Raw genomic sequence first — 13,433 nt, forward strand, 5'->3', positions numbered from 1 at the left:
CTTCTCCCGCGGGAGCAGATCATGTCCGCCAATTCCGGAAGCCTGCGCATCAACCGTGTCGATCTCATCAATCGCCGCATCAGTGCCGGCGACTTGCGCTGGAAGGACGGGGTGATCGTCGCCTGGGACGAGCAGGGCGCTGCCGACCCGGCCCTGCCGTGGCTGATCCCCGGCCTCGTCGACGCACACGTGCATATCGAGAGCAGCCTGTTGCCGCCGGCCGGGTTCGCGCGCCTGGCGCTGCGTCACGGCACCGTCGCCGCCGTCTCCGACCCGCACGAGATCGCCAACGTGCTCGGCGTCGATGGCGTGCGCTGGATGCTCGACAACCTCGAAGGCGTACCCTTCCATGTGCTTTTCGGCGCGCCGAGCTGCGTCCCGGCGACCGCCTGCGAGAGCGCCGGTGCGCGCCTCGACCTCGCCGAAGTCGAGGCCCTGCTCGACACGCCGGGAATCGGCTACCTGTCGGAAGTGATGAATTTCCCCGGCGTCCTTGCCGGCGACACCGAAGTGCTCGCCAAGGTCGCCGCCGCGCGCCGACGCGGGCTGCCCGTCGACGGCCACGCGCCGGGACTGCGCGGCGCCGCCGCTGCCGCCTACGCCGCCGCCGGCATCGGCACCGACCACGAATGCAGCGAGCTCGCCGAGGCCGAAGAAAAGCTCGCCTGCGGCATGTCCATCCTGATCCGCGAAGGTTCGGCCGCGCGCAACTTCGCTGCGCTGCATCCGCTGCTCTCCTCGCATCCGGGCCGGGTGATGCTGTGCACCGACGACTGCCACCCCGACGACCTGTGGCAGGGGCACATCGACCGCCTCGTCGCGCGCGCGGTCGCGCTTGGCCACGACCTCTTCGCCGTGCTCGAAGCGGCGAGCCTGACGCCGCAGCGGCACTACGGTCTGAAGCTCGGCGCGCTGCAGGTCGGCGACCCGATGAACGCAGCGCTGGTTACCGACCTGGAGGATTTCGCGGTGCAGGCGACCTGGGTCGATGGCGTAGAAGCGTTCGCGCACGGTGAGGTCTGCCTTCCTCACCTGCCCGTGCTGCCGATCAACCGCTTCTGCGCGCAGCCGGTCGATAGCGAGGATCTGGTGATTCCTGCCGCGGGCGTGCGCGTCCGCTGCCGCGTCATCGAGGCTGCCGACGGGCAGTTGCTGACGCGCGCTGCGATCGAGGAGATGGCCGTTCGCGACGGCCGCATCCTCGCCGATCCCGCGCGCGACCTCCTGCTGCTCGCGGTGCTCAACCGCTACCGGCCGGCGCCGCCGGCGCTCGCGCTGATCCGTGGTTTCGGGCTGAAATCGGGGGCCCTGGCATCGAGCGTCGCGCACGACTCGCACAACGTCGTCGCCGTCGGCTGCGATGCGGTGAGCCTCGCCGCGGCGATTGACGCGGTCGTCGCTGCGCGCGGTGGCCTCGCGCTCGCCTGCGCGGATGGCACGGTCGAGCTGCTGCCGCTGCCGATCGCCGGGCTGATGAGCGACGCCCCCGGCGAAGAGGTCGCCGCGCGCTATGCCGCGCTCAACGCCCTGGCGCGTACGCGCCTTGGTTCGCCCCTGCGCGCGCCGCTGATGAGCCTCTCGTTCATGGCGCTGCTGGTCATTCCCTCCCTGAAACTCTCCGATCGCGGCCTGTTCGACGGCGATCGCTTCACGTTCGCCGAGCTCGTATGTCGCTGCTGATCCTCAACGCGCGCACGATCGAGCTGCCTGAAGACGACCGGCCACTGCTCGCCTTCCTGCGCGAAGGGCAGAGGCTGACCGCTGCCAAGCCCGCGTGCAACGGCGGTGACTGCGGCGCCTGTCTGGTCCTGCTCGGCGAAGTTGTGCCTGAACTCGCTCCGGGCGCGAGCGAGGCGCGCTACTGCGCGGTCAATAGCTGCCTGCTCGGCACCGATCGCGTCGCCGGAACGCAGCTGATCACCGCCGAAGGCTTGAGTTCCGGGCCGCTCACCCCGGTGCAGCGCGCGCTCGCCGAAGAAGGCGGGATCCAGTGCGGCTACTGTACGCCGGGTCTCGTCGTCGCGCTCACCGCCGCGCTGCTCAATGGCGATCCGCTGTTGTCGGCGGTGTCGGGCAATCTCTGCCGCTGTGGTGCCTACGCCGGAGTCCGCCGCGCCTGTGCGCGCATCGCGCGCGACTTCGCGCAGCGGCCGCGCAGCCTGCGCGAAGCGGCGGCGCTCGGTCTCCTGCTGCCCGAAGTCGCTGCTGCCGGCGAGCAGCTGGCCGCCTTTGCCGCGCAGGCGACTGTCGGCACCGGGCTTGCCGAGAAGCTGCAGCAGCTAGACGCCCTGAACCGGCAAGGGCAGGGCCGGCTCGTCGTCGCCGGCGAGAGCGACTGGTCGCTGCAGCACGCGCATCAGGCAAAGCGCGAACTCGTCGCGCCGCACGCGCTGCAACTGCACCGCGTCACCGAGTTGCGGCGGATACGTGCCGACGCCGACGGTCTGCACATCGGTGCCGCGGTCAGCGTCGCCGAGCTGCTTAGTTCGCCGCTGATCGCCGCCGATTGGCCAGAATTGCCAAGTTTTCTCGAGTTTTTCGCATCGCCTGCGATCCGCAACGTGGCGACGATCGGCGGCAACCTCGTCAATGCCTCGCCGATCGCCGACCTGGCGGTGATCCTGCTCGCGCTCGACGCCGAACTGTCGATCGTCTCGCTCGCCGGCTGCCGGCGCATCCCGCTTTCCGGCTTCTATCTGGCCTACCACCGGACCGGCCTTGCTGCCGACGAAGTGCTCAGCGAAGTCCATGTGCCGCCCGCAGGCGGGCGGCGGCTGCGCTACCGCAAGGTGGCGCGGCGCGAGCATGACGACATCGCCTCGGTCAACCTGGCGCTCGCCGTCGGCCACGCCAGTAGCGGCTACTTCGGTGAAGTGAGCCTGGCCGTCGGTGGCGTCGGCCCGTACCCGCTGCGCCTGCCGCGCGCGGCGGCGGCGCTCTGCGGACGCCCGCTCTGCGCGGCGACGCTACGGGAAGCGCTGTCGCTGATCGACGAAGAGATCGCGCCGATCGACGACCTGCGCGGCAGCGCCGCCTACAAGCGGCGTCTCCTGAAACACCTGCTGCTCGACCAGGTCGCCGCGCTCCACCCCGATTTTGCCTGGGAGGAATGCCTGTCATGAGCACCCCTTCTGCGCACGCCGCGCCTGCCCAAGTTTCCTCGTGGCTGGAACTGCTCGCCACGGGCAGCGCGCGCTTCTCGGGCGACCTGCCGCTGCCGCCGGGCTGCCTGCACGCACTGCCGGCGGTTTCGCCGCATGCGCACGCAAAGTTCTCCCGGATCGAGATTGCGGCCGCGCTCGCCGAGCCGGGCGTCGTCGCCGTATTCACCGCCGCCGACATTCCCGGCGCCAACCAGATCAGCAACCTCGCGCACGACGAACCGCTGCTTGCCGCCGGCGAGGTGCATTGCGTCGGGCAGCCCTACGCGCTGGTCGTCGCCGATTCGGCCGACGCGGCGTGGCGCGGCAGTCGCCTGGTGACGGCCGACTGGCAGCCACTTCCCGCCTGCTTCGACGCGCGCGCGGCCTTCGCCGCCGGCGAGTTGATCCAGCCACCGCGAACCTTCTCGCTCGGCGACGTCGATGCCGCCTGGGCGGCCTGCACGACGGTGGTCAGCGGCGAGGTCGACATCGGTTCGGCCGAGCACGTTTACCTGGAGACGCAGTGCGCGCTGGCCTTGCCGCGCGACGATGGCGGCGTCAGCGTGCATTCGGCGACCCAGTCGCCGAGCAGCACGCAGAAGGCCGTCGCCGCGATCCTCGGACTGGCGATGCACCTGGTCGAGATCGAGGTCGAGCGCCTCGGCGGCGGCTTCGGCGGCAAGGAAGAGCAGGCGACCCTGTGGGCCTGCCTCGCCGCGCTCGCCGCGAAAAGCCTCGGCCGGCCTGTACGCAGTTGGCCCGAGCGCCGCGACGACATGGCGATCACCGGCAAGCGCCACCCCTACCAGGCCGCTTTCCGGATCGGGCTCGACGACGCAGGCCGCTTCGTCGCCTACGAGGCGCGGCTGCTGCAGAACGCCGGCTGGTGCGCCGACCTGTCGACAGCGATCCTCGAACGCTCGCTGTTCCACGCAACCAACGCCTACTTCATCCCCAACGTGCGCGTCACCGCAGCCAGCTGCCGCACCAATCTGCCGTCGAACACAGCCTTCCGCGGCTTCGGTGCGCCGCAGGGAATCTTCGTCATCGAAGCCGCGATCCGCGCCGCCGCGCGTGAGCTTGGCGTCCCGGCCGAGGTCCTGCAGGCGAAGAACCTGCTGCGCGAGGGCGACGCCTTTCCCTACGGGATGCGCATCGCGGGCGCCTGCGTCGGCGACTGCTGGCAGGCGCTGGTGCCCGCCATCACCGCGCGGCGCGCCGAGTTCGCGCGCTGGAACGCGGGCAAGCCACGTCGGCGCAAGGGACTCGCCGTCGTCCCGGTCTGTTTCGGCATCTCCTTCACCGCGACCCTGTTGAACCAGGCCGAAGCGCTGGTGCATGTCTATGTCGACGGCAGCGTCGTCGTCAGCACCGGCGCCGTGGACATGGGGCAGGGCGTGTACGGCAAGATCCAGCGCGTCGTCGCGCTGACGCTCGGCATTCCCGAAGCGCTGGTACGCGTCGCCGGGACCAGCACCCTGCGCGTCGCCAACGTCTCGCCCACCGCCGCGAGCACCGGCGCCGACCTCAACGGCGCCGCCGCGCGCGAGGCCTGCCTCGTCATCGCCGGCGGCCTGCGCCGCGTCGCCGGCGAACTGCTCGACTGCCCGCCCGGGTCGATCGGCTTCAGCGACGGCGTCGTCGCCGGCGGCGAGAAGACACTTGGCTGGCGCGAACTCGTCGCCGCCGCCTGGGCGCGCCGCGTCTGCCTGTCGGCGCTCGCGCACTACGCGACGCCGGGACTCTTCTTCGACCGCGAACGCAACCAGGGGCAGCCCTTCGCCTACCACGTGCAGGGCGTCGCGCTGGTCGAGGCGAGCGTCGACGTCCTGCTCGGCAGCGGCCGCGTCGACCGCGTCGAAGTCGTGCACGACATCGGCAGGAGCCTCGACCGACTCACCGACCTCGGCCAGATCGAAGGCGCGCTGGTTCAGGGAATCGGCTGGATGACTTGCGAGGAAATCGTGCGCGACGACGCGGGACGGCTGCTCAGCGACAGCCTCGCCACTTACAAGATCCCCGACCTCGATTCGGCGCCGGAGATCGTCGTCCGCCTGCGCGAGGGCGCGGGCGGCCCGGGGGCGGTGCTCAACAGCAAGGCAGTCGGTGAGCCGCCGCTGGTCTATGGGCTCGGCGCCTACTTCGCCCTGCAGGAAGCGATCGCCTCTTGGCGCCCGGAAGCCGCCGCAGTCTTCCGCACGCCGCTCAGTTCCGAGCGCATCTTCATGCTGCTGCACGACGTGGCGTGAGGGCAGCCGTGGCCAGGATCGACGTCTGGCGCGCGCTCGCTGATGGAATCGCCGCCGGGCGTCCGGTGGCGCTCGTCGCCGTCGTCGACGGGCGCGGCAGTTCCCCCGGAAAGGCCGGCGACCTGCTCGCAGTCGCTCGCAGCGGGCCGCTCGCCGGAACGGTCGGCGGTGGTGTCGGCGAAGCGGCGGCGATCGAACGGGCGATGACCCTGCTTGCGCGCGGCGAATCGCTTCGGCAAGCCCTCCCGCTGCTGCTGAAGCAGACGCACCGTACCATCGCCGGCTCGCCCTCGGGGATGATCTGCGGCGGCGAGCAGCGAATCGCCATCGTCCCGCTCGAACGCAGCAGCCTGCCCGCGATCGAAGCGCTGCTGCGCGCGCTCGGCGCAGGCCGGCAGGCGTGCTGGGCGATTTCCTCGCGACCCGGCGGCGGGATCGAACTGGCCGCCGACGGCACGGCCACCGGCTGGCAAGAGGACGGCGACGGCTGGCGCTACCTCGCCCGCTCGGGGCCGGACTGCGAGGCCTGGCTGATCGGCGGCGGCCACGTCAGCCTCGCGCTCTCGGCGCTGCTCGTCCGGCTCGACTTCCGCGTCGTCGTCTGCGAGGAGCGCTGCGGCATCGCGAGCTTCGAGCAGAACACGCACGCCCACGAGCGCCTGCGCTGCGACTATGCAGGCCTCGGCGAGCGCATCCGCGCCGGTCGCACGAGCTTCGTCGGCATCATGACCCACGACTGGCAAGGCGACCGCTGCTGCCTCGCAGCGCTCGCCGGCAAAGAACTTGCCTACCTCGGCCTGCTCGGCAGCCGCAGCAAGATCGCCAGGCTGACCGCCGGGCTGACCCTGCCGGACTGCTTCCACGCGCCGATGGGTCTTCCGATCGGCAGCCACACGCCCGACGAGATCGCTGTCAGCATCGCGGCGGAGATGCTCCTCGTGCGCAGCCGGCTGGCGGCTACGCGTGCCGCCGCGCTCAGAGAATCTTGAGATCGGCGAGTCCTGCGCCCGGCTGGCTTTCCTGCGCCTCCTTGCCGTGCAGCTTGATCTGCAGGCGCAGGTCGTTCAGGGAGTCGGCATTCCTGAGCGCATCCTCGTAGCTGATCTTGCCGGCTTCGTAGAGGTCGAACAGTGCCTGGTCGAAGGTCTGCATGCCGAGCTCGCGGGATTTCTTCATCACTTCCTTGATCGCGCCGACCTCACCCTTGAAGATCAGGTCGGCGACCAGCGGCGAGTTGAGCAGGATCTCGATCGCGGCGGCGCGGCCCCCCTCCTTCTTCGGCAGCAGGCGCTGCGAGATCAGCGCGCGCAGGTTGAGCGAGAGGTCCATCAGCAACTGCGGGTGGCGCTCCTCGGGGAAGAAGTTGATGATGCGGTCGATCGCCTGGTTCGAGCTGTTGGCGTGCAGGGTCGCCAGGCAGAGGTGGCCGGTCTCGGCGAAGGCGATCGCGTAGTCCATCGTCTCGCGGTCGCGGATTTCGCCGACCAGGATCACGTCGGGCGCCTGGCGCAAGGTGTTCTTGAGCGCGGCCTCCCAGGACTCGGTATCGACGCCGACCTCGCGCTGGGTGATGATGCAATTCTTGTGTTCGTGGACGTACTCGACCGGATCCTCGATGGTGATGATGTGGCCGAAGCTGTTGCGGTTGCGGTGATCGACCAGCGCCGCCAGCGAGGTCGACTTGCCCGAGCCGGTGCCGCCGACGAAGATCACCAGCCCGCGCTTGGTCATCGCCACGTCCTTGAGCACTTCCGGCAGCTTCAGCTCGTCGAGCGTCGGGATCACGGTGTTGATCGTGCGGCAGACGATGGCGACGCGGCCCTGCTGCACCAGCGCATTGACGCGGAAGCGGCCGATCCCTTCGGGCGAGATCGCGAAGTTGCTCTCCTTGCTAGCCGCGAAATCGGTGGCCTGCCGCTCGTTCATGATCGAGCGCGCCAGGTCGGCGGTCTGCTGCGCGCTCAGCGGCTCCTTGCTCACCGGCGTCAGCTTGCCGTGGATCTTGATCGCCGGCGGGAAGCCGGCGGTGACGAACAGGTCCGAGCCCTGTTGCTGCACCATCTGGCGCAGGAGGTCGTGCATGAAGTCTCTTGCCTGGTCGAGTTCCATGGTGCTCACTGGTGTCGGTCGCGATGGAAAGCGGTGCGCTGGCGGTCCCCCCTGAACGGGCGGACGCAGGTCTCACTGGCCGGCGAAAGTGTCCTTGTTCATGGCCTTGCTGCGTGCTTCGGCGACCGAGACGACGTTGCGGCGGACGAGGTCGGTGAGGTTCTGGTCGAGCGTCTGCATGCCGTGCTGCTGCCCGGTCTGGATCGCCGAGTACATCTGCGCGACCTTGTTCTCGCGGATCAGGTTGCGGATCGCCGGGGTCCCCAGCATGATCTCGTGCGCGGCGACGCGGCCCTTGCCGTCCTTGGTCTTCAACAGCGCCTGCGAGATGACCGCGCGCAGCGACTCGGAGAGCATCGCGCGCACCATTTCCTTTTCGGCGGCGGGGAAGACATCGACGATGCGGTCGACGGTCTTCGCCGCGCTCGAGGTGTGCAGGGTGCCGAAAACCAGGTGGCCGGTCTCGGCGGCGGTCAGCGCGAGGCGGATCGTTTCCAGGTCGCGCATCTCGCCGACCAGGATCACGTCGGGATCCTCGCGCAGTGCCGAGCGCAGCGCGTTGGCAAAGGACTGCGTGTGCGGACCGACCTCGCGCTGGTTGATCAGCGACTTCTGCGACTCGTGCACGAACTCGATCGGATCCTCGACGGTGAGGATGTGTGCGGCATGGTTCTGGTTGACGTGGTTGACCATTGCCGCCAGCGTCGTCGACTTGCCCGAGCCGGTCTGCCCGGTGACCAGGACCATTCCGCGCGGATACTCGGCGATGCTCCTGAAGATCGGCGGACAGTTGAGTTCATCGAGGGTCATCACCTGCGAGGGGATGGTGCGGAACACCGCCGCCGCGCCGCGGTGCTGGTTGAAGGCGTTGACGCGGAAGCGCGACAGGCGCGGAATCTCGAAAGAGAAGTCGCATTCGAGCGTTTCCTCGTAATGCTTGCGCTGGCCGTCGTTCATGATGTCGTACACCATCGCGTGCACTTCCTTGTGCTCCATCGCCGGCAGGTCGATGCGGCGAACGTCGCCATGCACGCGGATCATCGGCGGCAAGCCGGCCGAGAGGTGCAGGTCCGAGGCCTTGTTCTTGACGGCGAAGGCAAGCAGTTCGGTGACTTCCATCGGGGTTCCTCTGCGAAAGGGAGGGCGGGCAGGGCGAGCCGGAGGTGAGGCAGGGGCGGTGCTATACTCGCGCTGTCCTTGCTTCCGAACGATTATGACTACAATCGCCGTCAAGCTGCAAGCCGTCCGCGAGCGCATCGCCGCCGCCGCACTCGCCTGCGCGCGCGACCCCGCATCGGTGCATCTGCTCGCCGTCAGCAAGACCTGGCCCGCGGCCAGCGTACTAGCCGCGGCCGCCTGCGGACAGCGCGCCTTCGGCGAGAGCTACGTCCAGGAAGGCATTGACAAGATCGCCGAGCTCGCCACCATGCCGGGAATCGAATGGCACTTCATCGGCCCGCTGCAGAGCAACAAGACGCGCCCGGTCGCCGAGAATTTCGCATGGGTGCATTCGATCGACCGGCTGAAGATCGCCGAACGCCTGTCGGCGCAGCGCCCGCAAGGCCTGCCGCCGCTGTCGGTGTGCATCCAGGTCAATGTCAGCGGCGAGGCGAGCAAGAGCGGGGTCGCCCCGGCCGAGGCTGCCGAACTCGCCCACCGGGTCACCGCGCTGCCGCGGCTACGCCTGCGCGGACTGATGGCGATCCCGGCGCCGGCCGACGATTTCGCCGCCCAGCGCGCCCCGTTCCGCGAGCTGCGCGAACTGTTCGAGCGCCTGCGTGGCGAGGGCCTGCCGCTCGACACCTTGTCGATGGGCATGTCTGACGACCTCGAGGCGGCGATCGCCGAGGGCTCGACGCTGGTCCGCGTCGGCACCGCGATCTTCGGCCAACGCTAGGCGGCTGCCTGTTTCAGCGCTGGGCCCGGCCCTCCTGCCGCCAGCGTCCTCCTCACCCGAATCCGGAAAAACCAGCATGAAAATCACCTTCATCGGCGGCGGCAACATGGCCAACGCCCTCATCGGCGGGCTCGTCGGCACCGGCTTTGCCGCCGCCGACGTGTGCGCGGTCGACATTTCCGCCGACTGCCGGGCGCGCCTCGAACAGTCCTTCGCCATCCGTACCGCCGGGAGCATCGACGCGGACGTTGCTGCCGCCGACGTGATCGTCCTCGCGGTCAAGCCGCAGCAGATGCGCGCCGTGTGCGCCGAGCTGGCACCCTTCCTCGACCGCCAGCTGGTCCTCAGCATCGCCGCCGGCCTGCGCAGCGAGGACCTGTCGCGCTGGCTCGGCGGCCATTCGCGGTTGGTGCGCGCGATGCCGAACACCCCGGCGCTGATCGGCGCCGGCGTCACCGGCCTGTGCGCGGCGCCGGGTGTCGCACAGGATGAACGCGACGCAGCCGACCGCATCATGCGCGCGGTCGGAGAAACCCTGTGGGTCGCCGAAGAGGCACAGATCGACGCTGTCACCGCGGTCTCGGGCAGCGGCCCCGCCTATCTCTTCCTGCTCGTCGAGGCGATGCAGCAGGCGGCGCGCGAACTCGGCTTCGACGACGCAGCGGCGCGCCGGCTTTCGCTCGGCACCGTCCTCGGCGCGGCGCAGCTGGCGGCGCAGTCGCCGGAGTCGGCGGCCGTCCTGCGCGAGCGCGTCACCTCGAAGGGAGGGACGACTGCCGCGGCGCTGGCCACCATGGCCGAGCGCGGCGTCAAGGAAGGCATCGTCGCCGGCGTCCATGCTGCCGAGCAGCGTAGCCGCGAGCTCGGCGTCGAACTCGGCGCCGCCGGGGCGGGCAGCCGATGAACGCGGTGACGGAGGCAGGATTCTTCCTGCTCGACACGCTGGTCGGCTTCTTCAGCGTCCTCCTGCTGCTGCGATTCTTCATGCAGGCGTTCCGCGTGTCCTTCGCCAACCAGGTCGGCGCCTTCGTCGTCCAGCTCACCAACTGGCTGGTGAAGCCGCTGCGCCGCGTGCTGCCCGGCCTGTTCGGGCTCGACCTCGCCAGCCTGCTGCCGGTTTACGTGCTGCAACTCGTGTTGGCGACTGCGCTCGTCTCGCTGCGCGGCGGCTTCGGGCTGGCCGACGGTCTCTTCGTCGTCGTCCTGTGGGGCGCGCTGCTCGCCACCTTCCGCCTGTGCCTCTACCTGCTCGTCGGCGCGCTGATCGTGCAGGCGGTGCTGTCCTGGGTGGCGCCGTATTCGCCGCTGGCGCAGCCGCTCGCGCAGCTGACGCGCCCCTTCCTCGCCCCGGTGCGCCGCTTCGTTCCGCCGATCGCCGGCATCGACCTCTCGCCGCTGATCGTGCTGCTGCTCGTGCAGCTGGTCCTGTTCTTCGTCTGAGCTCCGATGGCCGACTGGCTGCAAGCGGAGAAGGACGGCGGCTGCACGCTGACGCTGCACATCCAGCCGGGTGCGAAGAAGAGCGAGGTCGTCGGCGTGCATGGCGACGCGCTCAAGATCAGGCTCGCCGCGCCGCCGGTCGATGGCCGCGCCAACGCGGCGCTGATCGAGTACCTCGCCGACCGGCTCGGCCTGCCCAGGTCGGCGCTCGAACTGAAGAGTGGTCAGAGCAGCCGGCGCAAGCGCGTCGCGGTGAGCGCTGCGCCCGCCGATGTCGAGCAGCGTTTAGGGACAGTTTGATACCTGTTGCTGTCGAACTGTCCCTGCGACACCATGAGCGTGTCGCTTGCACCTTAAAACCGCTTTTCAGCCACGAAAAACACGAAAGCCACGAAGCACAGGTTTGGCGTCGCTCGGCTTGTCAGCCATCGGCTTATCTTCGATTGGCGTCCAAGCCTCGGGATGATTCAGGTTTTTTCGTGCATTTCGTGGCTAACTGCTTTTTCCAGGCTAAAACACCACCTTGCCGCCGACCAGCGTCGTGCGCACGCGTCCCTGCAACTCCTGATCGAGGAAGGGCGTGTTCTTGCTGCGGCTGCGCAGGGTATCGGCGCCGACCTTCCAGCGCTCTTCCGGGGCGAACACGCAGACGTCGGCAGCAGCGCCGACCGTCAGCGAGCCGGCGGCGATGCCGAGGATCGAGGCCGGGTCGCAGGTGATGCGCGCGAGCGCCGTGGACAGCGGGATCCCGCTTTCACTCGCCCACTTCAGCGTCAGCGGCAGCAGCAGTTCGAGGCCGGTGGCGCCGGGAGCGGCTTCGGCAAAAGGCAGTTGCTTGCCGTCGGCAGCGACCGGCGTGTGGTCCGAGCCGAGCGCCGCGACGCCGTCGGCGACGGCTGCGCGCAGGACCTCGCGGTCGCTCGCCGAGCGCAGCGGCGGGTCGAAGCGGGCACGCGTGTCGAAGAAGCCGATGTCGGCCTCCGACAGATGCAGGTGGTGGATCGAGACGTCGCAGGAGACCTGCATCCCCGCGGCCTGCGCGGCGCGCACCAGCGCGATGCCGGCCGCCGACGACAGCCTGACCAGATGCAGGCGGACGCCGGTGGCGCGTGCGAGTTCTAGGCTGGAGGCGACGGCGACGGTTTCGGCACAGACCGGGATGCCGGCGAGCCCCAGCCGCGAGGCAACCTCGCCGTCGTGGGCGACGCCGTCGGCCGCGAGCTGGTGATCCTGCGGTTGCAGGTGGATCGCGTAGCCGAAGGTGGCCGCGTACTGCATCGCGCGCAGCAGCACCAGGCGGTCGGGCAGTGGTTTCCTGCCCTGCGAGAAGGCGATGCAGCCGGAGCGGGCCAGGGTGTGCATCTCGGCCAGCCGTTCGCCGCCAAGCTTGTCGGTGAGCGCGCCGATCGGGTACACGCGCGCCAGGCCGAAGGCGGCGCTGCCGCGCACCAGGCGTTCGACCAGTCCCGGCTCGTCGAGCGGCGGCGTGGTGTCGGGCGGGCAGGCCATCGAGGTGACGCCGCCGGCGACGGCGGCAGCGAGCTCGGTCTCGATCCCCGGCAGGCGCGTCGACAGGTCGACGAGGCCCGGGCAGACGACGCAGCCGGCGGCGTCGATCGTCTGTTCGGCGACGAAGCCCTCCGGCGCGCTGCCGAGTGCGACGACCTTGCCGTCGGCGATGAAGAGGTCGAGCTTGCCGTCGATGCCGTTCTTCGGGTCGATCAGGCGGCCGTTGATGATTGAGATATTGGTGTTCACGAATCTATTGTCCTGTAGGGAACAGCAGAAATAATTGCCAAATCAGCAAAGTGCGACGGAGCTTTCTCAGTTACATTTGGATCACTAGCGAAATCATCACGATCAAAAATCGCGACATCAATTCCGTTATCCGCAACAAAATCAGCTACTCCGCCCTGCACGATAATCAGCACACGCGGCTTATCGCCTGGGAGCCAGCCGCGGTCGCCATCCGTGTGGTAATTATTTGGCGTGGCTTCTCCGCGTTCATGATCAAAGACTTCAGCTCTATGGAGGTCACCAAGAAAACCGCTTTTCTCATTGCAGGCTGAAGCAGCGGTGTCGATCAAGCTGATTTTGTCCTCTGATCTTAGCGCAGCGACGGCTTTCAGTATGGCTTCCTCCTCTGTGGTTGCGCAGACGTTTTTTTTTCGGAGGCGTACCACAGCGTACAAGTTAACGTCGAACTTCTTCTCTTGGTCTCGACTATTCTTTGAGTAGAGGCGATTTTCGTTCATGTGCTTCCTGTCGAGAGCAGTGCGACCACAGGCCTGATATCTACCAATTCAAGCCAATCAGTTGCTGATAATCTTATACCTTGCGTTTCCTTCAAAGCTGAGCCATCCCAGGTCACGTAACCTCTGCAACTGTTGGCGCAGTTTCGGTTTTACATTGTTGTTGCCGGGGAATATGGCTCTCGCTTTCTCTTCGAGGCTATATAAATCACTTAGGGAAGCACTGATTTAATCGAAACCAGCCGACGCCTGCCGTCGGCAGCCGCTCTTTGAGATAATGACGCCCTGCCTCACGCTCGTGACCGACCATGCAAGCCACCTTCTCCGAACTTGAGTACAGCGC

Annotated in this window: 13 protein-coding genes; 8 read left to right on the forward strand and 5 right to left on the reverse strand. The window is 68.3% G+C overall.

The window, feature by feature from the left end; genetic code table 11:
- Positions 1-21: 21 nt before the first annotated feature.
- Genes ade through CCR84_RS02860 form a run of 4 tightly spaced genes read left to right on the forward strand, consistent with a single transcriptional unit; the run spans position 22 to position 6,381 of the window.
- Positions 22-1,680 (forward strand): adenine deaminase, encoded by a 1,659-nt coding sequence (gene ade, locus CCR84_RS02845; protein WP_201209428.1) that lies wholly within the window; start codon positions 22-24, stop codon positions 1,678-1,680.
- On the forward strand, positions 1,668-3,122 hold the full coding sequence (locus CCR84_RS02850) for an FAD binding domain-containing protein (RefSeq protein ID WP_201209429.1): 1,455 nt from the start codon (positions 1,668-1,670) through the stop codon (positions 3,120-3,122). The genes ade and CCR84_RS02850 overlap by 13 nt, the downstream gene beginning before the upstream one ends.
- Positions 3,119-5,392, forward strand: a complete 2,274-nt coding sequence (locus CCR84_RS02855; protein WP_201209430.1) for a molybdopterin cofactor-binding domain-containing protein — start codon at positions 3,119-3,121, stop codon at positions 5,390-5,392. Before CCR84_RS02850 ends, CCR84_RS02855 begins: the two co-directional genes overlap by 4 nt.
- A gap of 8 nt (positions 5,393-5,400) precedes the next feature.
- Positions 5,401-6,381 (forward strand): XdhC family protein, encoded by a 981-nt coding sequence (locus CCR84_RS02860; RefSeq protein ID WP_201209431.1) that lies wholly within the window; start codon positions 5,401-5,403, stop codon positions 6,379-6,381.
- Here the strand turns inward: CCR84_RS02860 and CCR84_RS02865 are convergent.
- Both CCR84_RS02865 and CCR84_RS02870 read right to left on the reverse strand, forming a co-directional pair.
- The gene (locus tag CCR84_RS02865; protein WP_201209432.1) at positions 6,368-7,501 is read right to left on the reverse strand and encodes a PilT/PilU family type 4a pilus ATPase; all 1,134 of its coding nucleotides are present in this window, start codon (positions 7,499-7,501) and stop codon (positions 6,368-6,370) included. The genes CCR84_RS02860 and CCR84_RS02865 overlap by 14 nt on opposite strands.
- Before the next feature lie 72 nt (positions 7,502-7,573).
- Positions 7,574-8,620 (reverse strand): type IV pilus twitching motility protein PilT, encoded by a 1,047-nt coding sequence (locus CCR84_RS02870; protein WP_201209433.1) that lies wholly within the window; start codon positions 8,618-8,620, stop codon positions 7,574-7,576.
- A gap of 94 nt (positions 8,621-8,714) precedes the next feature.
- Between CCR84_RS02870 and CCR84_RS02875 the strand changes: the two genes are divergently transcribed.
- The 4 genes from CCR84_RS02875 (at position 8,715) to CCR84_RS02890 (ending at position 11,138) form a co-directional block, all read left to right on the forward strand.
- Positions 8,715-9,398 carry a YggS family pyridoxal phosphate-dependent enzyme gene (locus CCR84_RS02875; RefSeq protein ID WP_201209434.1) on the forward strand — a complete coding sequence of 228 codons (684 nt, stop codon included), beginning with the start codon at positions 8,715-8,717 and terminating at the stop codon, positions 9,396-9,398.
- A 76-nt stretch (positions 9,399-9,474) separates the two neighbouring features.
- Positions 9,475-10,302 carry a pyrroline-5-carboxylate reductase gene (gene proC, locus CCR84_RS02880; RefSeq protein WP_201209435.1) on the forward strand — a complete coding sequence of 276 codons (828 nt, stop codon included), beginning with the start codon at positions 9,475-9,477 and terminating at the stop codon, positions 10,300-10,302.
- Positions 10,299-10,838, forward strand: a complete 540-nt coding sequence (locus tag CCR84_RS02885; RefSeq protein ID WP_201209436.1) for a YggT family protein — start codon at positions 10,299-10,301, stop codon at positions 10,836-10,838. The genes proC and CCR84_RS02885 overlap by 4 nt, the downstream gene beginning before the upstream one ends.
- 6 nt (positions 10,839-10,844) lie before the next feature.
- Positions 10,845-11,138 carry a DUF167 domain-containing protein gene (locus CCR84_RS02890; RefSeq protein WP_201209437.1) on the forward strand — a complete coding sequence of 98 codons (294 nt, stop codon included), beginning with the start codon at positions 10,845-10,847 and terminating at the stop codon, positions 11,136-11,138.
- A gap of 210 nt (positions 11,139-11,348) precedes the next feature.
- On the opposite strand, the gene CCR84_RS02895 is transcribed toward CCR84_RS02890, so the two are convergent.
- The 3 genes from CCR84_RS02895 to CCR84_RS16860 are packed head-to-tail and all read right to left on the reverse strand — an operon-like array spanning position 11,349 to position 13,318.
- Positions 11,349-12,596 carry a dihydroorotase gene (locus CCR84_RS02895; protein ID WP_201209438.1) on the reverse strand — a complete coding sequence of 416 codons (1,248 nt, stop codon included), beginning with the start codon at positions 12,594-12,596 and terminating at the stop codon, positions 11,349-11,351.
- Entirely contained in the window at positions 12,593-13,093 is a 501-nt protein-coding gene (locus CCR84_RS02900; protein WP_201209439.1) for a hypothetical protein, read from the reverse strand. Before CCR84_RS02900 ends, CCR84_RS02895 begins: the two co-directional genes overlap by 4 nt.
- A gap of 57 nt (positions 13,094-13,150) precedes the next feature.
- Positions 13,151-13,318 carry a hypothetical protein gene (locus CCR84_RS16860; RefSeq protein ID WP_201209445.1) on the reverse strand — a complete coding sequence of 56 codons (168 nt, stop codon included), beginning with the start codon at positions 13,316-13,318 and terminating at the stop codon, positions 13,151-13,153.
- Between the last annotated feature and the right edge of the window lie 115 nt (positions 13,319-13,433).

Source organism: Rhodocyclus purpureus (assembly GCF_016653115.1).
Lineage (GTDB): Bacteria > Pseudomonadota > Gammaproteobacteria > Burkholderiales > Rhodocyclaceae > Rhodocyclus > Rhodocyclus purpureus.

Excerpts from the sequence above, each read along its gene's own strand:
- CCR84_RS02875 (WP_201209434.1), top strand. The coding sequence starts at position 8,715 with ATGACTACAATCGCCGTCAAGCTGCAAGCCGTCCGCGAGCGCATCGCC.
- proC (WP_201209435.1), top strand. The coding sequence starts at position 9,475 with ATGAAAATCACCTTCATCGGCGGCGGCAACATGGCCAACGCCCTCATC.
- CCR84_RS02890 (WP_201209437.1), top strand. The coding sequence starts at position 10,845 with ATGGCCGACTGGCTGCAAGCGGAGAAGGACGGCGGCTGCACGCTGACG.
- CCR84_RS02900 (WP_201209439.1), bottom strand. The coding sequence starts at position 13,093 with ATGAACGAAAATCGCCTCTACTCAAAGAATAGTCGAGACCAAGAGAAG.
- CCR84_RS02885 (WP_201209436.1), top strand. The coding sequence starts at position 10,299 with ATGAACGCGGTGACGGAGGCAGGATTCTTCCTGCTCGACACGCTGGTC.
- CCR84_RS02870 (WP_201209433.1), bottom strand. The coding sequence starts at position 8,620 with ATGGAAGTCACCGAACTGCTTGCCTTCGCCGTCAAGAACAAGGCCTCG.
- ade (WP_201209428.1), top strand. The coding sequence starts at position 22 with ATGTCCGCCAATTCCGGAAGCCTGCGCATCAACCGTGTCGATCTCATC.
- CCR84_RS02850 (WP_201209429.1), top strand. The coding sequence starts at position 1,668 with ATGTCGCTGCTGATCCTCAACGCGCGCACGATCGAGCTGCCTGAAGAC.
- CCR84_RS02855 (WP_201209430.1), top strand. The coding sequence starts at position 3,119 with ATGAGCACCCCTTCTGCGCACGCCGCGCCTGCCCAAGTTTCCTCGTGG.
- CCR84_RS02865 (WP_201209432.1), bottom strand. The coding sequence starts at position 7,501 with ATGGAACTCGACCAGGCAAGAGACTTCATGCACGACCTCCTGCGCCAG.